Source organism: Escherichia sp. KTE114 (genome assembly GCF_000407765.1).
GTDB lineage: Bacteria > Pseudomonadota > Gammaproteobacteria > Enterobacterales > Enterobacteriaceae > Escherichia > Escherichia ruysiae.
Genome location: NZ_KE136626.1, coordinates 2,781,296 through 2,807,845, shown reverse-complemented (window position 1 = coordinate 2,807,845; position 26,550 = coordinate 2,781,296). Strand labels below are relative to the sequence as shown.

At 51.8% G+C, this 26,550-nt stretch carries 20 protein-coding genes and 1 tRNA gene; 8 read left to right on the top strand and 13 right to left on the bottom strand.

The genetic code is table 11. The features are described from left to right. Nucleotides 1-170: 170 nt before the first annotated feature. A complete protein-coding gene (ycaC, locus tag WC5_RS07810; protein WP_000165876.1) occupies nt 171-797 on the top strand; it encodes an isochorismate family cysteine hydrolase YcaC in 627 nt (208 codons plus the stop codon). Between the two features lie 36 nt (nt 798-833). On the opposite strand, the gene WC5_RS07815 is transcribed toward ycaC, so the two are convergent. From WC5_RS07815 to lrp, 8 genes are all read right to left on the bottom strand, one after another. Further along, complete coding sequence (locus tag WC5_RS07815) at nt 834-1,697, bottom strand: dimethyl sulfoxide reductase anchor subunit family protein (protein WP_000534710.1); 864 nt, start codon at nt 1,695-1,697, stop codon at nt 834-836. A gap of 1 nt (nt 1,698) precedes the next feature. Beyond that, on the bottom strand, nt 1,699-2,316 hold the full coding sequence (gene dmsB, locus WC5_RS07820) for a dimethylsulfoxide reductase iron-sulfur subunit DmsB (protein ID WP_000213098.1): 618 nt from the start codon (nt 2,314-2,316) through the stop codon (nt 1,699-1,701). Between the two features lie 10 nt (nt 2,317-2,326). Further along, nucleotides 2,327-4,771, bottom strand: coding sequence for a dimethylsulfoxide reductase subunit A (dmsA, locus tag WC5_RS07825; RefSeq protein WP_000850273.1), 2,445 nt, complete (start codon nt 4,769-4,771; stop codon nt 2,327-2,329). A gap of 237 nt (nt 4,772-5,008) precedes the next feature. After that, nucleotides 5,009-6,301, bottom strand: coding sequence for a serine--tRNA ligase (gene serS, locus WC5_RS07830; RefSeq protein ID WP_000886683.1), 1,293 nt, complete (start codon nt 6,299-6,301; stop codon nt 5,009-5,011). A gap of 90 nt (nt 6,302-6,391) precedes the next feature. After that, nucleotides 6,392-7,735 (bottom strand): replication-associated recombination protein RarA, encoded by a 1,344-nt coding sequence (rarA, locus tag WC5_RS07835; protein ID WP_000067772.1) that lies wholly within the window; start codon nt 7,733-7,735, stop codon nt 6,392-6,394. Between the two features lie 10 nt (nt 7,736-7,745). After that, nucleotides 7,746-8,357 carry an outer membrane lipoprotein periplasmic chaperone LolA gene (gene lolA / locus WC5_RS07840; protein ID WP_010352066.1) on the bottom strand — a complete coding sequence of 204 codons (612 nt, stop codon included), beginning with the start codon at nt 8,355-8,357 and terminating at the stop codon, nt 7,746-7,748. Between the two features lie 158 nt (nt 8,358-8,515). Further along, nucleotides 8,516-12,544, bottom strand: a complete 4,029-nt coding sequence (gene ftsK / locus WC5_RS07845; RefSeq protein ID WP_016231649.1) for a DNA translocase FtsK — start codon at nt 12,542-12,544, stop codon at nt 8,516-8,518. Between the two features lie 134 nt (nt 12,545-12,678). Beyond that, nucleotides 12,679-13,173: a leucine-responsive transcriptional regulator Lrp gene (gene lrp, locus WC5_RS07850; protein ID WP_000228473.1), complete on the bottom strand. Its 495-nt coding sequence runs from the start codon at nt 13,171-13,173 to the stop codon at nt 12,679-12,681. A 544-nt stretch (nt 13,174-13,717) separates the two neighbouring features. Between lrp and trxB the strand changes: the two genes are divergently transcribed. The 6 genes from trxB (at nt 13,718) to WC5_RS07880 (ending at nt 19,887) form a co-directional block, all read left to right on the top strand. Further along, entirely contained in the window at nt 13,718-14,683 is a 966-nt protein-coding gene (gene trxB, locus WC5_RS07855; protein WP_000537426.1) for a thioredoxin-disulfide reductase, read from the top strand. A 122-nt stretch (nt 14,684-14,805) separates the two neighbouring features. Further along, nucleotides 14,806-16,572 (top strand): heme ABC transporter permease/ATP-binding protein CydD, encoded by a 1,767-nt coding sequence (gene cydD / locus WC5_RS07860; protein ID WP_016231648.1) that lies wholly within the window; start codon nt 14,806-14,808, stop codon nt 16,570-16,572. Beyond that, nucleotides 16,573-18,294: a heme ABC transporter ATP-binding protein/permease CydC gene (gene cydC / locus WC5_RS07865; protein ID WP_016231647.1), complete on the top strand. Its 1,722-nt coding sequence runs from the start codon at nt 16,573-16,575 to the stop codon at nt 18,292-18,294. It begins immediately after the preceding gene. Nucleotides 18,295-18,338: 44 nt separating this feature from the next. Beyond that, the gene (aat, locus tag WC5_RS07870) at nt 18,339-19,043 is read left to right on the top strand and encodes a leucyl/phenylalanyl-tRNA--protein transferase (RefSeq protein ID WP_016158981.1); all 705 of its coding nucleotides are present in this window, start codon (nt 18,339-18,341) and stop codon (nt 19,041-19,043) included. A gap of 284 nt (nt 19,044-19,327) precedes the next feature. Further along, entirely contained in the window at nt 19,328-19,546 is a 219-nt protein-coding gene (infA, locus tag WC5_RS07875) for a translation initiation factor IF-1 (protein WP_001040187.1), read from the top strand. Between the two features lie 253 nt (nt 19,547-19,799). Then, a tRNA-Ser gene (locus WC5_RS07880) sits at nt 19,800-19,887 on the top strand. A gap of 354 nt (nt 19,888-20,241) precedes the next feature. Here WC5_RS07880 and clpA read toward each other — a convergent pair. The 3 genes from clpA to WC5_RS25665 all read right to left on the bottom strand — a co-directional run bounded on the left by clpA (nt 20,242) and on the right by WC5_RS25665 (nt 23,042). Then, nucleotides 20,242-22,518: an ATP-dependent Clp protease ATP-binding subunit ClpA gene (gene clpA, locus WC5_RS07885; protein WP_000934072.1), complete on the bottom strand. Its 2,277-nt coding sequence runs from the start codon at nt 22,516-22,518 to the stop codon at nt 20,242-20,244. Between the two features lie 30 nt (nt 22,519-22,548). Continuing rightward, nucleotides 22,549-22,869 (bottom strand): ATP-dependent Clp protease adapter ClpS, encoded by a 321-nt coding sequence (gene clpS, locus WC5_RS07890; RefSeq protein WP_000520784.1) that lies wholly within the window; start codon nt 22,867-22,869, stop codon nt 22,549-22,551. 98 nt (nt 22,870-22,967) lie between these two features. Next, nucleotides 22,968-23,042, bottom strand: coding sequence for a hypothetical protein (locus tag WC5_RS25665; protein WP_212741843.1), 75 nt, complete (start codon nt 23,040-23,042; stop codon nt 22,968-22,970). 149 nt (nt 23,043-23,191) lie between these two features. Here WC5_RS25665 and cspD point away from each other — a divergent pair, with 149 nt between their 5' ends. Then, complete coding sequence (gene cspD / locus WC5_RS07895; protein ID WP_000410785.1) at nt 23,192-23,416, top strand: cold shock-like protein CspD; 225 nt, start codon at nt 23,192-23,194, stop codon at nt 23,414-23,416. Nucleotides 23,417-23,488: 72 nt separating this feature from the next. Here the strand turns inward: cspD and macB are convergent, their stop codons facing one another. Beyond that, on the bottom strand, nt 23,489-25,435 hold the full coding sequence (gene macB, locus WC5_RS07900) for a macrolide ABC transporter ATP-binding protein/permease MacB (RefSeq protein ID WP_000188132.1): 1,947 nt from the start codon (nt 25,433-25,435) through the stop codon (nt 23,489-23,491). Beyond that, a complete protein-coding gene (gene macA, locus WC5_RS07905; protein ID WP_000797455.1) occupies nt 25,432-26,547 on the bottom strand; it encodes a macrolide transporter subunit MacA in 1,116 nt (371 codons plus the stop codon). The genes macB and macA overlap by 4 nt, the downstream gene beginning before the upstream one ends. Nucleotides 26,548-26,550 lie beyond the last annotated feature (3 nt).

Here is a 26,550-nt window from a genome sequence, read left to right as displayed (position 1 = left end):
ATCAGTCTCATCTAATTGTTTTTATTGATCTAACATAACGTTCATATGTTTAGTTCAGTCGAAAAATTTCATGGTCACTGCAAACCTGAATTTCCCGTCTATGCTTTCAGGGCAACGCATCGCGTCTGAACGATTTCAGGCGTACCACTGACTCTCGAAAGGAGAAGAGAATGACCAAACCGTATGTTCGTCTCGATAAAAATGATGCTGCTGTTTTGTTAGTTGATCACCAGGCCGGTTTACTTTCCCTCGTGCGGGATATTGAACCTGACAAATTTAAAAATAACGTGCTGGCGCTGGGTGACTTAGCCAAATATTTCAATCTACCCACCATTCTTACTACCAGTTTTGAAACCGGTCCTAACGGCCCATTGGTCCCTGAACTGAAAGCACAGTTCCCGGATGCACCGTATATTGCCCGTCCGGGAAATATTAACGCCTGGGATAACGAAGATTTTGTTAAAGCGGTCAAGGCGACAGGTAAAAAGCAGTTGATTATCGCCGGAGTGGTCACCGAAGTTTGCGTAGCATTCCCGGCACTTTCGGCGATTGAAGAAGGTTTCGATGTCTTTGTGGTGACTGACGCGTCAGGAACCTTTAACGAAATTACCCGGCATTCGGCATGGGATCGTATGTCACAAGCAGGGGCACAATTGATGACGTGGTTTGGTGTCGCCTGCGAACTGCACCGTGACTGGCGCAACGATATCGAAGGTCTGGCGACGCTGTTCTCTAACCACATTCCTGATTATCGTAATTTGATGACCAGTTATGACACCTTAACGAAACAGAAATAAAAGAAAACCGGGGCCGAGACCCCGGTTATAAACATCTTAGCTGGCAACGGCCATCCCTACAGTCATATGCAACCCGTAGAACACGCCGCGCCCGATTAACTCACCAGCCAGAAGCAGGATGAATGACACGGAAAGCAGCGATACCGCAGGCTGAGAACCTTTTAACTGCGGTACAATCCACAAGCACAGTGCCACGGCGATAAGCACAATCCGCCAGGCCATCAGCGCACCGTAATCCGGCACTAACGCCGCTGCCTGCTGTACAGAAGAGTGAATCGTAGCGAGTTCAGCCCCCTGCATTACAGACATTACACCGCTCACCACCAGCGCCAGCACTGAAATGGCCGGAAGTAAACGCATCACCCAACCATTAACCCCCGCCAGACGCAGTAACAAATATCCCAGCAGCGGGCCTCCCATAAACATAGTCAGGAAGAAACCCATCGGTGTCCAGATGCTGTACCAGGTCGGTACGGTATCGATGCTGTTATAAACTCGCACCATCATCCAGACAAACACCACGCCGAGAATCATCGTCACCACCAGCCACAGCGTGCGTAATGCCGGTGACAGCTTTTTCAGCACTGCCAACAACCAGCCGATGCCACCTACGGCAAAAAAGATCGAACCACTGGCGATTTCGTTACTCAATGCCGAAGAGCCAACCCGGTTGAGTGAGTTAAAAGCGCGCATGGGTGAGCCAAGGTGAAGCATTGAGGCGATAAAGCCAATGCCCATCAGTACCCACAAGCCAAACATACAGGTAATCACCCGCTGTTGGGTATCGGCCCGAAGCTCGCCTTTCAACAAGGCGAATGCCAGAACGATAAAACCGCCCACGACGCACTGCCCGAAGACCGTGAAGATCATCAACGGCCATTCATGCCATCCACTTCCCATCTCACACCTCCTTCGGATTTGCCAGATAGCCAGTGGTATCCCCGGTTGGGCGGCTGTTGGCGTTAGGTTTGATCACAATATTCGGTTTGGTAAAGTGCGCTCGTGGCAATGGCGCAACGGCCGCCAGATCGCCGTGTTTTTTACGCAGCTCGTCGATGGGGCCGAAATCCAGCGCCCGCAGCGGGCAAGATTCGACGCAGATCGGCTTTTTACCTTCCGCGACACGGTCATAGCAACCATCGCATTTGGTCATATGCCCTTTGGTTTCGTTATACTGCGGTGCGCCATACGGGCAAGCCATATGGCAGTAACGACAGCCGATGCACACATCTTCATCAACAACGACAAAACCATCTTCACGTTTATGCATCGCACCGCTCGGGCAGACTTTGGTACACGCCGGATCTTCGCAATGATTGCATGAAATCGAGAGATAGTAGGCAAACACGTTTTGATGCCAGACACCGTTATCCTCCTGCCAGTCGCCGCCAGCATATTCATAAATGCGGCGGAAGCTGACTTCTGGCGTCAAATCTTTGTAGTCTTTACAAGCCAGTTCGCAGGTTTTGCAACCGGTGCAACGGCTGGAATCAATAAAAAATCCATACTGGGTTGTCATCGGTTACTCCTTACACCTTTTCAACCTGAACAAGGTTTGTATGCGACGGATTCCCCTTGGCGAGAGGAGACGGACGTTGAGTGGTCAGTACGTTGATACAACCGCCCTTATCGACACGTTTTGCATCCGGGTCATACCAGGCGCCTTCGCCCAGTGCGACCACACCCGGCATCATTCGTGGCGTCACTTTCGCCTCAATATGAACTTCACCACGATCGTTAAAGATCCTGACTTTATCGCCGTTGCTGATACCGCGTTTTTGCGCATCAAGCGGGTTGATCCACATTTCCTGGCGGCAAGCCGCTTTCAGCACGTCTACGTTGCCGTAGGTGGAGTGAACGCGAGATTTATAGTGGAAACCTGTAAGTTGCAGCGGATACTGTTTGTTCAGCGGATCCTGATAACTTTCAAAACCTGGCGTGTAGATCGGCAGTGGATCGATCACGTCGCCTTCCGGCAATTCCCAGGTAGCGGCAATGTCAGCCAGCGCCTGGGAATAGATCTCAATTTTGCCCGATGGCGTGGTCAGTGGATTAGCCTGCGGATCTTCACGGAAGGCTTTATAAGCAACGTGATGCCCTTGTGGGTCGCGCTTTTTAAAGATCCCCTGCTTGCGGAACTCTTCAAAGGTCGGCAACTCAGGGATCGCTTCCCGCGACTGCGCATACAGGTGACGCATCCACTCTTCCTGAGTACGACCTTCCGTAAACTGTTGCTCAACGCCAAGACGTTTTGCCAGTTCGCTGGTCATTTCATAGATGGTCTTACATTCAAAGCGCGGTTTAATCACCTGATCGTTGAAAATCACGTAAGACATATTCCCGCAGGATGCATCCAGCGCAAAGTCCATCTGTTCGGAAGCGGTGCAGTCCGGCAGCAGGATATCAGCGTATTTCGCGGATGATGTCATGTGGCAGTCGATAACCACAATCAGCTCACACTTCTTATCATCCTGAAGGATTTCATGGGTACGGTTAATTTCTGAATGCTGGTTAATCAGGCAGTTACCGGCATAGTTCCAGATCATCTTGATCGGCACATCCAGCTTATCTTTCCCGCGAACACCATCACGCAGCGCCGTCATTTCCGGGCCACGTTCAATGGCATCGGTCCACATAAACATGGAAATGCTGGTCTGGATCGGGTTTTCGAGAGTCGGCATCCGCACAAACGGTAAGCTGTATGAACCTTCGCGCGCGCCGCTGTTACCACCGTTAATCCCGACGTTGCCGGTCAGAATTGCCAGCATTGAGATAGCTCGAGTAGCGATTTCACCATTAGCGTGACGCTGCGGCCCCCACCCCTGGCTGATAAACGCCGGTTTGGTACTGCCGATTTCACGTGCCAGTTTGATGATTTTGTCTGCCGGAACGCCAGTGATTTGCGATGCCCATTCCGGCGTTTTGGCAACGCCGTCTGCCCCTTCACCCAGAATATAGGCTTTGTAGTGACCATTTTTCGGCGCACTGGCTGGCAGGGTTTTCTCGTCGTAGCCAACGCAATATTTATCGAGGAATTCCTGATCAACCAGATTTTCGGTGATCATGACGTACGCCAGACCGTTAACCAGTGCGGCATCTGTCCCCGGACGAATCGGGATCCACTCATCTTCACGCCCGGCACCGGTGTCGGTATAGCGCGGATCGATGATGATCATGCGGGCATTTGATTTCTGACGAGCCTGTTCAAGGTAATAAGTTACCCCGCCACCGCTCATTCGCGTTTCGCCCGGGTTATTACCAAACAGCACCACCAGCTTACTGTTTTCGATATCTGACGGGCTGTTGCCATCCGCCCAGCCACCATAGGTATAGTTCAGCCCTTCTGCAATTTGCGCGGAGGAATAATCACCATAATGGTTCAGATAACCGCCGCAGCAGTTCATCAGGCGCGCGACCAGGGTATTTCCCGGTGGCCAGGAACGGGTCATTGTGCCGCCCAGCGTACCGGTGCCATAGTTCAGATAGATGGATTCGTTACCGTACTCTTTAATCAGTCGCTGCATATTAGTAGCGATAATGTCGTAGGCTTCTTCCCAGCTAATACGCTCGAATTTGCCTTCACCGCGCGCCCCGACGCGTTTCATCGGATATTTCAGGCGATCTGGGTTATAAACGCGACGACGCATCGAACGCCCACGCAGACAGGCGCGTACCTGATGCAGGCCGTCGTAATTGTCATCACCGGTATTATCCGTTTCGACGTATTTGATTTCACCGTCCACGACATGCATTCGCAGTGGGCAGCGGCTACCGCAGTTAACTGTACATGCGCTCCAGATAACCTTCTCGTCAGAATTTGCCGCAATGGCGTTATCGACAGCGTGCGCTATTCGACTAAAAGGTAATGTTAATGCACTGCTGGCCATCGCCAGGCCACCGATCGCTGTCGTTTTAACCAAACCACGGCGACTCACCTCAGCAGCCAATACCGCATCAGGGATTTTCGTTTTCATAATGGCTCACTCAAGCTTGCTCACGATTAATTCCAGTAACAAACCGTATTGTGTAATTATTTTTATAGCTGGCGCTATATAGGTTTGTATACATCGAATGATTTGAAAATCAACGGGATAGGTAGATTTTCACTCGTAAGTAGTATTGCGCTTAAGTAACGAGTAATTATTGTTTGGTATCAAAGGGAGACAAAAAAAGCGCCCGCAGGCGCTTTTTAGATTCAGAAAAATTGGGTATTAGCCAATATATTCCAGTCCGTTCATGTATGGACGCAGAACTTCTGGTACTTCAATACGACCATCGGCCTGCTGGTAGTTTTCCATTACCGCAACTAGCGTACGGCCAACAGCCAGACCGGAGCCGTTCAGGGTATGCACCAGACGGGTTTTCTTGTCAGACTTGCTGCGGCAGCGTGCCTGCATACGACGCGCCTGGAAGTCCCAGACATTAGAGCAGGAAGAAATTTCGCGGTAGGTGTTCTGCGCCGGGATCCATACTTCCAGGTCGTACGTTTTGCAAGCGCCAAAGCCCATGTCGCCAGTGCAAAGGATGATTTTACGGTACGGCAGACCCAACAGTTGCAGGACTTTTTCTGCATGACCGGTCATCTCTTCCAGCGCCGCCATAGAGTCTTCCGGGCGCACGATCTGAACCATTTCAACTTTGTCGAACTGGTGCATACGGATCAGACCACGGGTATCACGACCATAAGAACCGGCTTCAGAACGGAAGCATGGAGTATGGGCGGTCATCTTAATCGGCAGGTCATCTTCATCAATGATTTCACCGCGAACCAGGTTGGTCAGCGGAACTTCTGCCGTTGGGATCAACGCGTAGTTACTGGTGTCTGCTTCTTCTTCCAGCGGACGAGTATGGAACAGATCGCCAGCAAATTTCGGCAGCTGACCCGTACCGTACAGCGTGTCCTGGTTAACCAGGTACGGAACATAGTTCTCACTGTAGCCATGCTGTTCGGTATGCAGATCCAGCATAAACTGCGACAGTGCGCGGTGCATGCGAGCAATCTGCCCTTTCATTACCACAAAGCGGGAACCGGTCAACTTAACTGCGGCTGCAAAGTCGAGGCCAGAGTGCATTTCACCCAGCGTCACATGGTCACGAACTTCAAAGTCAAACTCACGCGGGGTACCCCAGCGGCTGACTTCAACGTTGTCATTTTCGTCTTTACCTACCGGCACTTCATCTGCAGGCAGGTTAGGGATGGTTAGCGCGATATCGCGAATTTCAGCCTGTAAAGCATCCAGCTCGGCTTTTGCTGCATCCAGCTCTTCGCCCAGTTTGTTCACTTCCAGACGTAAAGGCTCGATATCTTCCCCGCGCGCTTTCGCCTGGCCAATGGATTTCGATCGGGAGTTACGCTCCGCTTGCAGGTTTTCCGTTTTTACCTGCAATACTTTACGACGCTCTTCAAGAGCGCCCAGCTTATCTACATCCAGCTTAAAGCCCCGGCGTGCCAGTTTTTCAGCGACTGCGTCTGGCTCATTACGCAGCAGATTGGGATCGAGCATGCTTATCCTGTGCTTATCGAATTAAATGGGAGATGTGGCCACAGCCTGCGACCACAGGGATACAGTAACAACATTACCGCAACGATAACATTAACGGTAGCGTTTTATGGGGCTATTTTGATCCTGTTCAGCCAGCCAGGCGAGCTTTTCGCCAATCTTGCCTTCCAGCCCCCTGTTTGTCGGGAAATAATAGCGTGTTTGTGCTATTTCCGGCGGGAAGTAAACCTCACCGGCAGCATAAGCGTTTGCTTCATCATGAGCGTAACGATATTCCTGCCCGTAGCCCATTTCCTTCATTAATTTTGTCGGCGCATTACGCAAATGAACCGGCACGTCATAATCCGGACGTTCGCGAGCATCGGCCAGCGCGGCTTTAAACGCGGTATACACAGCGTTACTTTTTGGTGCACAGGCCAGGTAAACAATCGCCTGGGCAATGGCGCGTTCGCCTTCTGCCGGACCAACGCGGGTAAAGCAATCCCAGGCAGCAATCGCTACCTGCATCGCACGTGGATCAGCATTACCGACATCTTCCGACGCTATCGCCAGGCAGCGACGCGCGACATATAACGGATCACCACCAGCAGTAATAATGCGCGCATACCAGTACAGCGCCGCATCGGGTGCACTACCACGCACAGATTTATGCAGCGCGGAAATCAGATCGTAAAAGCGATCGCCTTTGTTATCAAAGCGGGCGCTACGCTCACCGGCGATTTCTGTCAGTAATTCAGGCTTTAGAACACGTTTGCCGCTGCCATCGATTTCGGCCATATCCGCCATCATTTCCAGCGTATTCAACGCCCGGCGCGCGTCACCATTCACCAGTTCAGCAATCGCACGGCGTGTTTCATCTGGCAGAACAATATCCTGCCCGCCATAGCCACGCGTTTTGTCTTCCATTGCCTGAGTAAGTACTCGCTCAATATCCTCGGTCGTCAAGGATTTCAGCAGATAAACGCGGGCACGGGAAAGCAGCGCCGAATTAAGCTCAAACGAGGGGTTTTCAGTCGTCGCGCCAATGAAAGTGATGGTGCCATCTTCAATATGCGGTAGAAAAGCATCCTGCTGGCTCTTGTTGAAGCGGTGCACTTCGTCGACAAACAGAATGGTGCGGCGTCCGGCGTTGCGGTTCTGCCGCGCCCGCTCGATCGCCTCGCGAATCTCTTTCACACCAGAGGTAACGGCAGAAATACGTTCCACATCAGCGTTTGCGTAGCGGGCGATCACTTCGGCAAGGGTCGTTTTACCCGTACCTGGCGGCCCCCAGAGGATCATAGAATGCAGGTGCCCGGCTTCAATAGCACGCGGCAACGGCTTCCCCGCAGCCAGCAAATGTTGCTGACCGATATACTGTGCTAAATTTTCTGGCCGCATACGCGCGGCCAGAGGTTGAAAAGTATTATCCGAAAAATCGAGCGACAGATTGCTCACTCAGGTGCCTCTACTTACGTTGGTCATCTACCGTTACGCCTTGCGGCGGGGTGAAGGTAAATTTCGCTGCATCCACAACGCCATTCTGCTGGGACTTTAACTGATAACTGCTGCGCTGATCGTCCTGCTCCACCGCACTGAACTGATGGATCGTACCATCACGCCCCACATTAATGGTGAATTGCTTCAGATTGCCATTGCTGGTTTTCGGCGTGAGGATAAAGTCATCACCATTCTGTTTGATGTTGTACTGCTGCCAGTCGCTGGACTGGTTGCGGGCAATCAGCATAAACGGCGTATTACCGGTAGCATCTTTCAGCCAGGTTGCCGTAGCCTGCTCAACGAACGGGTTATAGAACCACAGTGTTTTACCGTCAGAAACCAAAATGCTTTCATCAGGTTGAGTCATATGCCAGTTGAACAAGTTAGGACGTTTCACCCACAGATCGCCCTGACCTTCCTGTACTGCAGCGCCGCTACCGTCAGTCACTTTTTGCGTGAAGCTGGCATGGAAGCTGCTGACTTTATCCAGGCGGCTTTTCAGATCGCTTGCGGCATCAGCCCAAACGCTGCTCGCCACAAAGCTTGAGAGTAATACACAGGTGATGGCAATTTTTTTCATCATGGTTCCTCAAATTACGTCACTCCCAAACGGGAGTTCCCTCTACTCTCTATTCCAGGCTAATAATCAGCTTGAGGAAAGAAGAAAATACTGAATTTTCAGTTGATAGTGTGCCGGATGCGACGCTATCGCGTCTTATCCGGCCTACAATGCCCTAATCAGTCAAACGGCGGTGGAGCCAGCACTTCACGATTACCGTTGTGACCCTGTTCGCTGACGATCCCCTGCGCTTCCATCTGTTCGATAATACGCGCCGCACGGTTATAACCAATGCGGAACTGACGCTGTACGCCTGAAATTGACGCTTTGCGTTTTTCAGTGACGAACTGCACCGCCTGATCGAACAACGGATCCAGCTCTTCTGCGCCATCGAAACCACCGGCTCCACCTTCACTTTCACTGTCGGAAGTGATGCCATCGACATACTGCGGACGACCACGCGCTTTCCAGTCCTGCACCACGGCATGAACTTCCTGATCGCGAACAAAGGCACCATGAACACGTACCGGCATGGTGGAGTTCGGCCCGGAGTAGAGCATATCGCCCATTCCCAGTAACGATTCGGCACCAGCCTGATCAAGAATGGTACGCGAGTCAATCTTACTGGATACCGTAAAGGCGATACGAGTTGGAATATTCGCTTTAATCAGACCAGTAATAACATCAACTGATGGGCGTTGCGTTGCCAGTACGAGGTGGATTCCTGCGGCACGGGCTTTTTGCGCCAGACGTGCAATCAGCTCTTCCACTTTTTTACCCACCGTCATCATCAGGTCGGCAAATTCGTCCACCAGAACAACAATATAAGGCTCTTTTTTCAGCACCGGATGCTGAGCATCCATACTGTCGCCCGGTTTCCAGTACGGGTCTGGTATTGGGCGCATCATACGGTCAGCTTCAGCAATTTTTTCGTTATAACCCGCCAGGTTACGTACACCCAAAGCCGACATCAGTTTATATCGACGCTCCATTTCGTTGACGCACCAGCGTAAAGCGTTGGCAGCATCTTTCATGTCGGTCACGACTTCCGTTAACAGGTGCGGGATACCTTCATAAACTGAAAGCTCGAGCATTTTCGGATCGATCATAATGAAACGCACATCTTCCGGCTGCGCTTTATAGAGCATACTCAGAATCATGGCGTTCACACCGACAGACTTACCGGAACCGGTAGTCCCCGCAACCAACAAGTGCGGCATTTTTGCCAGATCGGCAACGACCGGATCGCCAGCGATATCTTTACCCAGCACTATCGTTAATGGCGATGGGTTATCGCGGAACTTAGCGTTGTCCAGCACTTCGCGCAGGTAAACGGTTTGGCGTTTTTTGTTAGGTAACTCCAGACCTACGTAAGGTTTACCCGGAATAACTTCAACGACACGAACCGCCACAGTTGATAGCGAACGGGCCAGGTCACGTGACAAGTTAGAAATACGCGCAGCTTTTACGCCCGGTGCCAGGTTCAGCTCAAAGCGAGTGATAACTGGCCCCGGAGAATAGTTGACGACATCGGCTTTAATGCGGAAGTCAGCCAGGCGCGCCTCTACCAGACGCGCCATTTGTTCAAGCGCAAAGGTATCTACGGGTTCCACTTCGCTCGGCGGCGGCGTCAGCAAATCCAGAGAAGGCAACGGCGTCGTCGGTTTGTGTAACGGACGACTGTCGCCATTGCGCATTAACAGCGGATGAAGCAGGGTATCCTGCGGCTGTGGTGCCGTCGGTTGATGCGGCTGCTGATACTGCGGCTGCGGCGCTACCGGTTGTTGCGGCTGTTGATAGTGCTGCTGTGGCGCTACCGGTTGTTGCGGCTGCTGATACTGCGGCTGTGGCGCTACCGGTTGCTGCGGCTGCTGATAGTGCTGCTGCGGTGCTACCGGTTGCTGCGGCTGTTGATACTGCGGCTGCGGCACTACCGATCGCTGCGGCTGTTGATATTGCGGCTGCGGCACGACTGGTTGCTGCGGCTGTTGAACAGGTTCAACAATTGGCGTAAACAGCGGCTCGTGTGGACCATCATCCACTAACGCTTTCATCGGTGAAAATTCGAAATCATCCAGCGAGAACGGATTCGCCCCAGTCGGTTGTTCACCGGAATAACGCTGCTGCTGAGTCTGGGCAAACTGACGAGCCAGCTCAGCCTCTGCCGCAGCATCTGCATCTTCTGCGTTTACGGGCACATCATGTTGATACTGTTCGCCATAGCGTTGCTGCTGTGTCTGGGCGAACTGACGTGCCAGTTCATCCTGCTGCATCGCATCGATTTCATCATCGTTATACTGCCCGCCAGCATCGTACTGGTTGCGCTGCGCTTCACGAGCCTTCTCTTCCGCCGCTCTCTGCGATGGCAGCTTAATGCCATATGACGCCAGTTCACGACGTGTTGGTACGCGGATACGCTTCGGTCGAGGTAACTGCGGGCCAATGCCCTCTTTCACTTGCGGACGCGGCGCACCGCTATTTGCCAGGCTGAAAACAGGCGCAGCAACCGTCGCTGCGGCTCCCGTCGCCAGGGTCGCTTTTTTCACGCCCGATGCCAGCGGTGAAACAGCGGCAGCGGCTTCTACTGGAGGTACTGCTGCAACAGAAGGTGCTTTCAGCGAAGATTTGATCGGTTCTGGTTCCTTAACCGGTTCAGGAATTGGTTGATACCAGGCCGCAAGTTGTTCACGTTCACGGGCACGCTTCTCTTCCACTTCTTCAAAATAGTAAAGCGGCGGACGCGCAGGCTTTGTCTCTTCTACAACAGGCTCCGGTGTCGCGACAGGCTGCTGTTCAACAGGTTGCGGCTGTTGGTACAACGGCTCCTGAACGGCTGGCTGCGGGTAAGTTTGCTCCGCCTGGTATGTAGGCTGTGGAGCAAAAGTGGATTGCGTCTCTTCGGCTTGCCAGGCGTTACCTGCCACCGGCTGTTCCGGTGCAGATGTATAATACGGCTGTTGAACCGGTTGTTCCGCTGCAGGCGTATAGTATGACTGCTGTGGCGGTACAGGCTGTTGCAGCGGCTCATTATATTGCACCGTAGGCTGCGCATATTGTGGCTGCTGTGGGTAACCTTCCGCTGCAGGAGTAATAACCGGCTCGCCCGTTTGCGGCCCCGGTACAGGCTGCCAAGCTACAGTAGGTTGCGCAGGTGGAACATTAACAGAGGCAACAGGCGGCGTCTGAGTAACAGGTTCAACCGGCGCGGCCCAGCTTTGCGTCGCCGTGGTTGCAGCCGCTGCGGCAGCGACAGGCTCGGTAATCGGCGCACCATTTAATAAAGGATCGTATTCGTCATATTCTGGCTGCGTTGCACGATTGCCCGAAAACAGGACGTCATCAGGATCGGCCGCTACTCCGCGCGCAGTGTAGGTAACATCTTCTTCATCATCCATTCGCTTGCCGGAGAACAACGCAGCGTCCGTTTGTCGCCCCATCGGATTAATGAATTTTTCCGCCAGGCGTTTACGACGCGCTAACGCGCCACGAAGAATACGAGCACGGCGCGATTCATGCTGTTTACCGTGGTTTTCATCTTCGTACTCTTCGTCATCGTCATACTCATCTTCATCGCCCCAGGTATCATCGCGACGGGTACGATTACTGGCGAAGGTGAGAATGTTTAAAATCCAGCCGCCCAGTTTTTCGGCAATAGTCACCCAGGACCAGCCGGTAAACAGCGTCAGGCCCGCTGCCCAGACGCAAAGCAGCGCAATTGTTCCCCCACTGCTGTGTAGCAGAGGCTGCAACGTGGTGCTTAATAAGCTACCGATTACGCCACCGGAGGCAAAATACCAGATATCGTCGGCGTTAATGGCTGCTAGACCACAGGAGGTAAGGATGAGCGCCAGCACGCCAATAATACGTAGCGAAACGGCAAAATAATCAATGTATTCGTCGCTGGTCTGATGACGCCACGCAAACCAACAGCCACCGACAATGATGACGGGGATGGTGTAAGCCATCACGCCAAAAATGAAGAACAGGGTATCGGCCAGCCACGCACCAGGTGCCCCGCCTAAATTATGGATAGGCTCATGCCAGGCCGTTTGCGACCAGCTAGGATCCGAAGGGTTAAAACTCAATAAAGCTGCCATCAACCAGACGGCAAACAGGACAATAAGAATCAGCAACGCCTCCAGAAGTCGGCGCCCGCTGCTTAACTTTGTCAATGTGACTTCTTTGTCTTCAGTGTATTCCTGGCTCAAGAAAGGCTCTCCAGGTTACAGGCTTTTCCTGCCCGATGCTAAAACGGACAACAGTACCAGGTTACCCCAGTACTGTTGCTGTATGGATTAACAGGAGTGTAATCAAAATACGCCGATTTTGCACCTGTTCCGTGTTAGCGCGTCTTAATAACCAGACGATTACTCTGCTTGACTTCTTCCATAACAACGTATGTCCGTGTGTCATTGACGCCAGGCAGACGCAGCAGAGTTTCCCCCAGCAGCTTACGGTAAGCTGACATATCCGGCACGCGTGTTTTCAACAGGTAGTCGAAATCACCAGATACTAAATGACACTCCTGAATTTCTTCAAGTTTTTGTACAGCGGTATTGAATTGTTCAAACACATCCGGAGCACCACGATTCAGAGTAATCTCAACGAATACCAGAAGTGATGCATCCAGATAATGCGGGTTCAGCAGTGCCGTATAGCCCTGGATAAACCCTTGTCTTTCCAGCCGACGCACGCGCTCAAGGCATGGCGTTGGGGAAAGTCCCACACGTTTAGAAAGCTCGACGTTAGAAATACGCCCATCCTTTTGCAACTCATTAAGAATGTTACGATCGATACGGTCGAGATCTTTGCCAGGGCGCTTCTTGCTATCTACCATTATTATTGTCTCTCTGTATTCCTTCCCTACTCCTGTCTGACCCTGAAAACATCACTGTTCAGAGTCGCTACCCGTCACGATAGACCGAAATCATTAAGATTCACGGCGCGCAATGCCTGGGTCTACGGTGAGAAGACCGTTGCCTGGAGGCCGCTATCGACATCACGAATGGCGTCTGTCCACGCCATGCGTAGATTTCACTAGCACGGTAAACATGGTATTTACATGCATGATTATGCGCATATAAGAATACTGTTTTTTTCTTCCTCGAATGTTTTCGCAAAACACCAGGTGATTGTCAAAGCAAAACATCGTTTTTTAGTACAACATGCCAGTTATTCATTAACAGTCGCGTTTAATCATCATTTAATCGGCTTATAAACCGAAAAAATTAAGTAGCAGGCGTGATAATGACCGAAGAATTTGACACGCTTATCGCTTCTGACGATTGCACAAATCGTTAACAAAATCGTCATACTCTTTTTTTACGTCTGTAAATTCCCTACAATCCTGCCCATTGTCTGCCAACAACTATGGGGATCTCATGGGCACGACCAAACACAGTAAACTGCTTATCCTGGGTTCAGGCCCGGCGGGATATACCGCTGCTGTCTACGCGGCGCGCGCCAACCTGCAACCCGTGCTGATTACCGGCATGGAAAAAGGCGGCCAACTGACCACCACCACGGAAGTGGAAAACTGGCCAGGCGATCCAAACGATCTGACCGGTCCGTTATTAATGGAACGCATGCATGAACATGCCACCAAATTTGAAACTGAAATCATCTTTGATCACATCAACAAAGTGGATTTGCAGAATCGTCCGTTCCGTCTGTCTGGCGACAGCGGCGAGTACACCTGCGATGCGCTGATTATTGCTACCGGAGCTTCTGCACGCTATCTCGGCCTGCCCTCTGAAGAAGCCTTTAAAGGACGTGGGGTTTCTGCCTGTGCGACCTGCGATGGATTCTTCTACCGTAATCAGAAGGTTGCGGTTATCGGCGGCGGTAATACCGCTGTTGAAGAGGCATTGTATCTGTCTAACATTGCTTCTGAAGTACACCTGATTCACCGCCGCGATACTTTCCGCGCAGAAAAAATTCTGATTAAGCGTCTGATGGATAAAGTGGAGAACGGCAACATCATTCTGCACACCAACCGTACGCTGGAAGAAGTGACCGGCGATCAGATGGGCGTCACTGGCGTTCGTCTTCGCGATACGCAAAACAGCGATAACATCGAGTCACTCGACGTTGCCGGTCTGTTTGTTGCTATCGGCCACAGCCCGAATACCGCCATTTTCGAAGGGCAACTGGAACTGGAAAACGGCTACATCAAAGTACAATCGGGTATTCATGGTAATGCCACCCAGACCAGCATTCCGGGCGTCTTTGCCGCAGGTGACGTGATGGATCATATTTATCGCCAGGCTATTACTTCCGCCGGTACAGGCTGCATGGCGGCACTGGATGCTGAACGCTACCTCGACGGTTTAGCTGACGCAAAATAATTTTACAAATCAGTAACAAAAGTAAAGAAGGCGACACCATGCGACTATGGGTCGCCTTTATTATTCCTCCGTTGTAACATTGCCCTGCAAAAAATTCTGATAACTCACCTGCTAAGCGTGCAATGAATAAATCCCGTCAAAAAGAGTTAACCCGCTGGTTAAAACAGCAAAGCGTCATCTCCCAACGTTGGCTGAATATTTCTCGTCTGTTGGGCTTTGTGAGTGGCATATTGATAATTGCCCAAGCCTGGTTCATGGCGCGTATTCTGCAGCACATGATTATGGAGAACATCCCCCGTGAAGCCCTGCTGCTGCCCTTTACGTTACTGGTTCTGACCTTTGTATTGCGCGCATGGGTGGTCTGGTTGCGCGAACGGGTGGGGTATCACGCCGGGCAGCATATCCGTTTTGCCATCCGCCGCCAGGTTCTCGACCGTTTGCAGCAAGCAGGACCGGCGTGGATTCAGGGCAAACCTGCGGGGAGTTGGGCGACGCTGGTACTCGAGCAAATTGACGATATGCATGATTACTATGCTCGCTACCTGCCACAAATGGCGCTGGCGGTGTCAGTGCCGCTGCTGATTGTGGTAGCAATATTCCCTTCTAACTGGGCTGCGGCGCTTATTCTGCTGGGCACTGCGCCGTTAATCCCGTTGTTTATGGCGTTAGTTGGAATGGGCGCCGCCGATGCTAACCGACGTAACTTTCTCGCACTTGCTCGCTTAAGTGGGCATTTCCTCGATCGCCTGCGCGGCATGGAAACGCTGCGTATTTTTGGTCGTGGTGAAGCTGAAATTGAAAGCATTCGTTCTGCTTCTGAAGATTTCCGTCAACGGACAATGGAAGTGTTGCGACTGGCATTTTTATCCTCCGGCATTCTGGAATTCTTTACCTCGCTGTCAATTGCTCTGGTGGCGGTGTACTTTGGTTTTTCCTATCTCGGCGAGCTGGATTTTGGTCACTATGATACTGGCGTGACGCTGGCTGCGGGTTTTCTGGCGCTGATCCTTGCGCCGGAGTTTTTCCAGCCATTGCGCGATCTTGGTACGTTTTATCATGCTAAAGCCCAGGCTGTTGGCGCGGCTGACAGTCTGAAAACGTTTATGGAAACCCCGCTCGCCCATCCGCAGCGCGGTGAGACGGAATTAGCATCAACCGATCCGGTGACCATTGAGGCCGAGGATCTGTTTATCACATCGCCGGAAGGTAAAACGCTGGCCGGACCGCTGAACTTTACTTTGCCAGCAGGCCAACGAGCTGTATTGGTTGGCCGTAGCGGTTCAGGTAAAAGCTCACTGTTGAATGCACTTTCCGGTTTCCTCTCATATCAGGGATCGCTACGGGTCAACGGTATCGAATTGCGCGATTTATCACCGGAATCATGGCGCAAACATCTCTCCTGGGTTGGGCAGAATCCACAACTACCAGCAGCAACACTACGGGACAATGTGCTACTGGCGCGACCTGATGCCAGCGAACAAGAGTTACAAACAGCACTGGATAACGCATGGGTCAGTGAGTTTCTACCGCTCCTGCCACAAGGAGTTGATACGCCTGTTGGCGACCAGGCTGCCCGCCTTTCCGTAGGTCAGGCGCAGCGCGTGGCGGTGGCGCGTGCATTACTGCATCCCTGTTCGCTATTACTGTTGGATGAACCCGCTGCCAGCCTGGATGCACACAGCGAACAGCGCGTAATGGAGGCGCTGAATGCCGCCTCGCTACGCCAGACTACGTTAATGGTCACCCACCAGTTAGAAGATCTTGCTGACTGGGATGTCATTTGGGTAATGCAGGATGGTCAGATTGTCGAGCAAGGACGTTACGCGGAATTAAGCGTGGCTAACGGTCCTTTCGCTACATTGCTGGCCCATCGTCAGGAGGAGATTTAAATGCGCGCTTTGCTACCCTATCTGGCTCTGTATAAACGTCATAAATGGATGTTAAGCCTTGGTATTGTGCTGGCGATTATTACTCTGCTCGCCAGTATCGGTCTGTTGACACTTTCCGGCTGGTTCCTCTCCGCCTCTGCGGTTGCGGGCGTTGCAGGACTGTACAGCTTCAACTATATGCTCCCCGCCGCAGGGGTGCGTGGCGCAGCAATCACCCGTACCGCAGGGCGTTATTTTGAACGTCTGGTGAGTCATGACGCGACTTTCCGCGTATTGCAGCATCTGCGCATTTACACATTCAGTAAACTTTTGCCGCTCTCCCCTGCCGGGCTTGCGCGCTATCGTCAGGGCGAATTGCTCAACCGCGTCGTGGCGGATGTTGATACGCTCGATCATCTTTATTTGCGCGTTATCTCACCGCTGGTGGGCGCTTTTGTGGTGATTATGGTGGTGACAATCGGGTTAAGTTTCCTTGATTTCACCCTCGCCTTCACGCTGGGCGGCATTATGTTGCTGACGTTGTTCCTGATGCCTCCGCTATTTTATCGTGCTGGTAAAAGCACAGGGCATAATCTGACTCATCTTCGCGGGCAGTATCGCCAGCAACTGACCGCCTGGCTGCAAGGGCAAGCTGAACTGACCATTTTTGGTGCCAGCGATCGTTATCGCACGCAGTTAGAGAATACTGAAATTCAGTGGCTGGAAGCGCAACGCCGTCAATCTGAACTGACCGCTTTATCGCAAGCGATAATGCTGCTAATTGGTGCGTTAGCGGTGATCCTGATGCTGTGGATGGCGTCTGGCGGCGTTGGCGGCAATGCTCAACCCGGCGCGTTAATTGCCTTGTTTGTCTTCTGTGCGTTAGCTGCGTTTGAGGCTCTGGCGCCGGTGACAGGTGCATTTCAGCATCTGGGGCAAGTCATTGCCTCTGCAGTACGGATCACTGACTTAACGGATCAAAAACCAGAAGTCACCTTCCCTGATACCCAAACCCATGTTGCCGATCAGGTTTCCCTGACGTTACGTGATGTTCAGTTCACTTATCCTGAGCAATCACAGCAAGCTCTTAAAGAGATTTCCCTTCAGGCAAACGCCGGAGAACATATTGCGATTCTCGGTCGAACGGGATGCGGCAAGTCGACACTATTACAACTGCTGACCCGCGCATGGGATCCGCAACAGGGCGAGATTTTGCTTAACGGTAGCCCTATAGCCAGCCTGAATGAAACGGCTCTGCGTAAGGCCATCAGCGTTGTGCCACAGCGTGTACATCTGTTTAGCGCAACGCTGCGAGATAATCTGTTACTTGCAGCACCAGGCAGCTGTGATGAGGCTCTGGCGGAGATCTTGCGCCGCGTCGGTCTGGAGAAGCTGCTTGAAGACGCAGGACTCAACAGTTGGCTGGGTGAAGGTGGACGCCAACTCTCCGGTGGCGAACTGCGCCGTCTGGCTATCGCCCGTGCGCTATTACACGATGCGCCGCTGGTATTGCTGGACGAACCAACCGAAGGCCTGGATGCCACAACTGAAAGTCAGATCCTTGAATTACTTGCAGAAATGATGCACGAGAAAACGGTATTAATGGTTACACATCGACTTCGCGGACTCTCTCGTTTCCAACAAATAATTGTGATGGACAACGGACAAATTATTGAGCAAGGTACTCATGCAGAACTGCTTGCCAGACAGGGGCGTTATTACCAGTTTAAGCAGGGTTTGTAAGCTATTATTGAACGATCCGACTTGCGTAGTGGAGTTTTGCGGTCATGCGCCTGGTTCAGCTTTCTCGCCATTCAATAGCCTTCCCTTCCCCGGAAGGCGCATTACGTGAGCCTAACGGCTTGCTGGCGCTGGGGGGCGATCTAAGCCCTGCGCGTCTGTTGATGGCTTATCAACGCGGTATTTTTCCGTGGTTTTCTCCTGGCGACCCTATTCTGTGGTGGTCGCCCGACCCTCGCGCGGTATTATGGCCAGAATCACTGCATATTAGTCGCAGTATGAAACGTTTTCATAGACGCTCGCCCTATCGTGTCACGATGAATTACGCATTTGGTCAGGTTATTGAAGGTTGTGCCAGCGATCGCGAAGAAGGAACCTGGATCACGCGCGACGTGGTTGAAGCTTACTACCGCCTGCACGAGCTGGGTCATGCCCACTCTATTGAAGTCTGGCGTGAAGACGAGCTTGTCGGCGGCATATATGGCGTGGCGCAGGGAACGTTATTTTGTGGTGAGTCGATGTTCAGCCGCATGGAAAATGCGTCCAAAACGGCGCTCCTGGTATTCTGCGAAGAATTTATCTATCACGGTGGCAAATTAATCGATTGTCAGGTGCTTAATGATCACACAGCTTCGCTTGGCGCCTGCGAAATTCCCCGCAGGGATTACCTCAATTATCTTAATCAAATGCGCCCGGAACGATTGCCGAATAACTTCTGGGTGCCACGGCAATTGTTTTCGCCTCAGAAATGAATGTTTTCGGCACATTTCTCTCCAGAGTGTTATAATTGCGGTCGCAGAGTTGGTTACGCTCATTACTCCGCTGCCGATAAGGAATTTTTCGCGTCAGGTAACGCCCATCGTTTATCTCACCGCTCCCTTATACGTTGCGCTTTTGGTGCGGCTTAGCCGTGTGTTTTCGGAGTTATGTGCCAAACCTGTTTGTTGCGATTTAGCGCGCAAATCTTTACTTATTTACAGAACTTCGGCATTATCTTGCCGGTTCAAATTACGGTAGTGATACCCCAGAGGATTAGATGGCCAAAGAAGACAATATTGAAATGCAAGGCACCGTTCTTGAAACGTTGCCTAACACCATGTTCCGCGTAGAGTTAGAAAACGGTCACGTGGTTACTGCACACATCTCCGGTAAAATGCGCAAAAACTACATCCGCATCCTGACGGGCGACAAAGTGACTGTTGAACTGACCCCGTACGACCTGAGCAAAGGCCGCATTGTCTTCCGTAGTCGCTGATTGTTTTACCGCCTGATGGGCGAAGAGAAAGAACGAGTAAAAGGTCGGTTTAGCCGGCCTTTTTATTTTGTGATATGTATGAAATACTTTGGAAGTATAAATCCATAACTTGTCTCGATGTAGATATACTGCACAACTTGTTTACAGTATGAGCAAACAATAATTATCATTAAAATTCTTCTTGACCGTTTTACTCCAACTCCCTATAGTAGCGCCCCGTTGCCCCCCATGAGGTCAGGCAACAAAACAATTTGGTGAGGTGTCCGAGTGGCTGAAGGAGCACGCCTGGAAAGTGTGTATACGGCAACGTATCGGGGGTTCGAATCCCCCCCTCACCGCCATATTTAAAGAAGAGCTCGTACGAAAGTACGAGCTTTTTTTGTATTTTAGCTGCCTGTACGGCAGTGAACGGTATACGCAGTAATGAATGCAGACATCTTCTTTTCTAAGCTGCCTGTACGGCAGTGAACTCAAATACTACACGTTTAGCCCGTTGTTAATAAAGTAAAACTATCTAATTTCCCTGCTGCTATCCTTTTTTATCCTTACCTTCCAGCAGCATTAATTATCAATAAGTTACAGTAACCATAAAAATTAGGGTTACAACCGCCCTCACCTCACAAAGAAAAAAGTCCGTAACCCCATACAGGATTACGGACTTTATCAACCTACTTAAAAGGCTTTACAACATCAGATTAATGCGCTGCTTCCGCCTTGTGCTTTTGCGCACTCTGGAACCCGTAGGTCAGCTCATTTTTCTCTTTATCCAGTGCAACGGTGACCTGACCGCCGTCCACCAACGAGCCAAACAGCAGTTCGTTAGCGAGCGGTTTTTTCAGGTTGTCCTGAATGACGCGTGCCATCGGACGTGCACCCATTGCCCGGTCATAACCTTTCTCAGCCAGCCAGTTACGCGCTTCCTGACTCACTTCCAGAGAAACACCTTTCTGATCCAGTTGAACCTGCAACTCAACAATAAATTTATCCACCACCTGATGGATCACGTCAGTTGACAGATGATCGAACCAGATAATGTTGTCGAGACGGTTACGGAATTCCGGCGTAAAGATCTTCTTGATCTCTTCCATCGCGTCGGTGCTGTTATCCTGGTGGATAAGGCCAATGGATTTACGCTCGGTTTCACGTACCCCGGCGTTGGTGGTCATTACCAGCACCACGTTACGGAAGTCTGCCTTGCGTCCGTTGTTATCGGTCAGCGTGCCGTTGTCCATCACCTGCAACAGAATGTTGAACACGTCCGGATGCGCTTTCTCGATTTCGTCCAGCAGCAGTACCGCGTGTGGATGTTTGATCACCGCATCGGTCAGCAGACCACCCTGATCAAAACCAACGTACCCCGGAGGCGCTCCAATCAGGCGGCTAACCGTATGACGTTCCATATACTCGGACATATCAAAACGCAGAAGCTCAATGCCCAAAGCTTTCGAAAGCTGTACCGTCACCTCGGTTTTCCCGACCCCGGTTGGACCGGCAAACAGGAATGAACCGACAGGTTTATGTTCATGACCCAAACCCGCACGCGCCATCTTGATGGCTTCGGTAAGCGCCTCAATGGCTTTATCCTGACCGAAGACCAGCATTTTCAGGCGATCGCCGAGGTTTCTCAGCGTATCGCGGTCACTCTGAGAAACGCTCTTCTCTGGAATACGTGCAATACGAGCCACCACGGATTCAATATCCGCCACATTGACCGTTTTCTTGCGCTTGCTTACCGGCATCAGGCGTGCACGAGCGCCCGCTTCGTCGATAACGTCAATCGCTTTATCCGGCAGATGACGATCGTTTATGTATTTCACCGCCAGCTCTACCGCCGCACGCACCGCTTTCGCGGTATAACGCACGTCGTGGTGCGCTTCATACTTCGGTTTCAGGCCGTTGATGATTTGAACAGTTTCTTCGATCGACGGTTCAGTAATATCAATTTTCTGGAAGCGACGCGCCAGAGCACGGTCTTTCTCGAAAATGTTGCTGAACTCCTGATACGTCGTCGAACCAATCACGCGAATTTTACCGCTGGAGAGCAACGGCTTGATCAGGTTAGCTGCATCCACCTGACCGCCAGAGGCTGCACCTGCGCCGATGATGGTGTGGATCTCATCAATAAACAGGATGCTGTTTGTATCCTGCTCAAGTTGTTTAAGCAATGCTTTGAAACGTTTTTCAAAGTCGCCGCGATATTTGGTGCCCGCTAACAGTGAACCGATATCGAGGGAGTAAATCGTACAGTCAGCCATCACTTCCGGTACATCGCCCTGAACAATACGCCAGGCAAGACCTTCCGCAATCGCGGTTTTACCGACGCCAGACTCCCCGACCAGCAGCGGGTTGTTTTTACGGCGGCGACAGAGAACCTGAATGGCGCGCTCCAGTTCCTTCTCACGACCAATCAGCGGGTCGATTCCTCCCACGCGTGCAAGCTGGTTCAGGTTAGTCGTGAAATTCTCCATACGGTCCTCCCCACCAGCTTGTTCTTCACTGCTCGGCTGGTTTCCGGGTTCAGAAGACTGAGATGGCTCGTCTTTACGCGTGCCATGAGAAATAAAGTTCACCACATCGAGACGGCTGACTTCATGTTTGCGCAACAGATACGCCGCCTGTGACTCCTGTTCGCTAAAGATAGCAACCAGAACATTCGCACCGGTAACCTCACTGCGACCGGAGGACTGAACATGGAAGACCGCACGTTGCAGTACCCGCTGAAAACTCAGCGTCGGCTGCGTGTCGCGCTCCTCTTCACTGGCAGGCAGAACGGGTGTGGTTTGTTCAATAAAGGCTTCCAGTTCCTGACGGAGCGCCACCAGATCCACGGAACATGCTTCCAGCGCCTCCCGAGCAGACGGATTACTGAGCAATGCCAGTAACAAGTGCTCGACGGTCATAAACTCATGACGGTGCTCGCGCGCTCTGGCGAAAGCCATGTTTAAACTGAGTTCCAGTTCTTGATTGAGCATAGGCACCTCCCCCAATTTTTATGCCTGCATTCAGGCTTTTTCCAGCGTACACAGCAATGGATGCTCGTTCTCCCTCGCGTACTTGTTCACCATCGCCACTTTGGTTTCTGCAACCTCGGCGGTAAAGACTCCGCAAATGGCCTTCCCCTGGTAGTGAACAGCGAGCATCAATTGCGTTGCACGTTCTACATCATAAGAAAAGAATTTTTGTAACACGTCAATAACAAACTCCATCGGAGTGTAATCATCATTGACTAATATCACTTTATACATAGATGGCGGTTTTAGCGCGTCACGCACTTTTTCTTTCGCCAGTTGATCAAAGTCCAGCCAGTCGTTCGTTTTACCCATTGTCAGTTATCATCTTCGGTTACGGTTATCGGCAGAACGCTCTGCCGCTGACAAGAGCTTATTTGCCTGACCAATCTACTCCACATAATAGATAAGTATCATCTATCGTTGGCATCAGCGACATCAGTCACATTACTGTCAATAGCGTTAACTGCTTCAAATTTTTGATGCATACCTACCCCCTGGCCCCTGTCAAACGCTTGACGACTCGCCCTATTTCTCTAAATTGTATTTCTAGAGTTGGCGAGGTTTTGAACTGCCCCCTCTCTGACCCCGGTTTATTCCATCTTACTTGTATAAGATTTGCGAAGGATGTCGAAGCATGGAAAAGGGTACTGTTAAGTGGTTCAACAATGCCAAAGGGTTTGGTTTCATCTGCCCTGAAGGCGGCGGCGAAGATATTTTCGCTCATTATTCCACCATCCAGATGGATGGTTACAGAACGCTAAAAGCTGGGCAATCCGTTCAGTTTGATGTCCACCAGGGGCCAAAAGGCAATCATGCCAGTGTTATTGTGCCCGTCGAAGTAGAAGCGGCAGTCGCATAGCTCTTCTGTCTCATTGTGTACATCCTACAGGCAAAATGCCAGCCCGATCGGCTGGCATTTTTATCTCAAATACTACTCTCGCGCCAGAGCATCCACTGGATCCAGCCGTGCCGCATTTCTCGCAGGCAACCAGCCGAATAAAATCCCGGTAATGGTCGAGCAAAGAAACGCCAGCAGCAGCGCCAACGGAGAAAAGCCAATTTCCCAGCCGGGTAAAAAAAGCTGCAAGGTGAAAGCGATTAACAGCGAAAGAGAGATCCCCAACGCACCGCCCACCAGACAAACCAGCACGGCTTCGATCAGAAACTGTTGCAGTACATCGCTGGCTCGCGCCCCTACAGCCATGCGAATGCCAATTTCCCGCGTTCGCTCGGTCACTGACACCAGCATAATGTTCATTACACCAATGCCTCCGACCACCAGCGAAATCACCGCTACCAGCGTCAGAAACAGTTGTAGAGTACGTGTGGTCTTTTCAACGGTTTTCAAGACGCCGTCCATGTTCCAGGTGAAGAAATCCTTTTTGCCGTGACGCAGCGACAACAAACGCGTCAGTTGCTGTTCCGCCTCGGCGCTGTCAAAGCCTTCTTTCACTCTTACGGTAATTGAGTTAAGCCACGACTGTCCCATAACTCGCCCGGACATCGTGCTGTAAGGCAACCACACGCGCAGCACTTTACTACTACCAAACATCGACTGTTTTTCTTCCGCCACGCCGATGACCCTCGCTGGCATATTACCAACCAGAATCACCTCGCCAACCACATCCGCTTTATGCGGGAAAAGCTGACGGCGGGTATTACTGTCGAGAACGACGACCTGCGCGCGACCGTTAAGTTGCTCCTGATTAAAGGTATTCCCTTCGCTGAAGGTCATGCCATAGACATTGAAATAATCGCCGCTCACGCCGTTGGCACTGGCAGCAACATCAACATTGTTATAACGCAGGCGCAGGTTTTGCGAGACAGCGGGGGTGGCAGAGGCGACCCACGGTTGTTTTTGAATAGCGATTAAATCGTCGTATTTTAGCGCCTGTTGATATTGCGGATCGTCATCGCCAAAATCTTTCCCGGGATAGACATCAATAGTATTCGTACCAATAGAACGAATATCCGCCAGCACCATTTGTTTGGCGGCATCGCCCACTACGACAATAGAAACCACCGACGCAATACCGATAATAATCCCCAGCATGGTCAGTAAGGTACGCATTTTATTCGCTGCCAGCGCCCGCCACGCCATCGTCAGCGCCTCGTTAAAACCGCTGACAAACTGCCGCCAGCCAGACACCGTTTTGACTACAGGCTCCGTCCCGCCAGCAACATTCTCCTTTTCAATAGCGGGCGGATTGCGCACGATTTCGCCGTCGCGAATTTCGATCACCCGCTCGGCCTGAGCCGCGACCTGCGGATCGTGGGTGACGATAATCACCGTGTGCCCGCGATCGCGCAACTGATGCAGGATCGCCATGACCTCTTCGCCAGAATGGCTGTCCAGTGCGCCTGTCGGTTCATCGGCAAGTATTACCTGACCGCCGTTCATCAATGCCCGCGCGATACTGACGCGCTGTTGCTGACCACCCGAAAGCTGTGCCGGGTAATACTCTGTACGGTCTTCCAGCCCCAGTCGTTGCAGCAACTCCTGGGCACGCAGCAGTCGCTGTTTTCGCTCAAGACCGGCATAGACGGCGGGAACTTCAACGTTCTGCTCGGCGGTTAAATGCGAAAGCAAATGGTAACGCTGGAAAATAAAGCCGAAATGCTCGCGGCGCAGTTGCGCCAGCGCATCGGCGTCCAGTGTGGCAACATCCTGACCGGCTACGCGATAGGTGCCGCTGGTGGCCTTATCCAGGCAGCCGAGAATATTCATCAGGGTCGATTTACCGGAACCCGAAGCGCCGACAATCGCCACCATCTCACCGGCATAAATATCAAGGCTGATGCCCTTCAGCACTTCGACCTGCTCATCCCCAGCGGGATAGCTGCGGCGAATATCCTTCAATTCGAGCAAAGGCGTCATTGCGCAGCTCCTGGTTTGGCCTCACCAATCACCACTTCATCGCCCGCTTCCAGCCCTTTGACAATCTCAACATCGGTATCGTTACGTGCGCCAATCGTCACTTCACGCTCGCGTGTTTCACCGTTACGTAACAATTTGACCTTATAACGATTATCGCCAACCGGATCACCTAACGCTGACAGAGGGATCGTCAGCACGTTTTTCACATCGGTGAGCTGGATATGCACCTGCGCCGTCATATCCAGCCGCAGCAAACCATTGGGGTTTGGCACTTCAAAGCGGGCATAGTAGAAAATGGCATCGTTAACCTTTTCCGGCGTCGGTAGCACGTCTTTAATCTGCCCTTCGTAGCGCGTCAGCGGATCGCCAAGCACCGTAAACCAGGCTTTTTGCCCCGGCTTCAGGTGGATAACATCCGCTTCAGAAACCTGCGCTTTTACCAGCATAGTGCTCATATCTGCCAGCGTCAGAATGTTCGGTGCTTGTTGTGCGGCAATCACCGTCTGACCTTGCAGAGTGGTGATTTGCGTGACTTCCCCGGCCATTGGAGCCACGATGCGGGTGTAATCGAGATTAGTTTTAGCTGTGTCGAGAGAGGCCTGATTGCGCTTGATTTGCGCGTCAATAGTGCCGATTTGCGCCTGTTTCACAGCCATCTCCGTCGCGGCGGTGTCGAGATCCTGTTGTGAAACCGCCTGCGTTTGCGCCAGACGTTGTTGACGTGAATACGTCACCCGCGCCAGTTTCAGCTCCGCTTCCGCCTGCTGCCGCTGCGCGCGCAGCTCCATCAGTGTGGCTTCCACTTCCTTGATCTGGTTTTCTGCCTGTTCAGGATCAATAACCCCTAAAAGCTGATCTTTTTTAACTTTATCGCCAATCGCCACCGACAGCGTTTTCAACTGACCGCTGACCTGCGCGCCCACGTCAACCTTACGCAGCGCGTCCAGCTTTCCGGTCGCCAGTACGCTTTGCTGCAAATCACCGGGGCGCACAATTAGTGTCTGATAAGTCGGCACGGGCGCGTTGAGAATTCTCCATAACGCAATCAGCCCGGCGATGACTATCACCAGCGCAATAACGTAACGTTTCTTCACGGTTCTCCGATTTTTCATAAA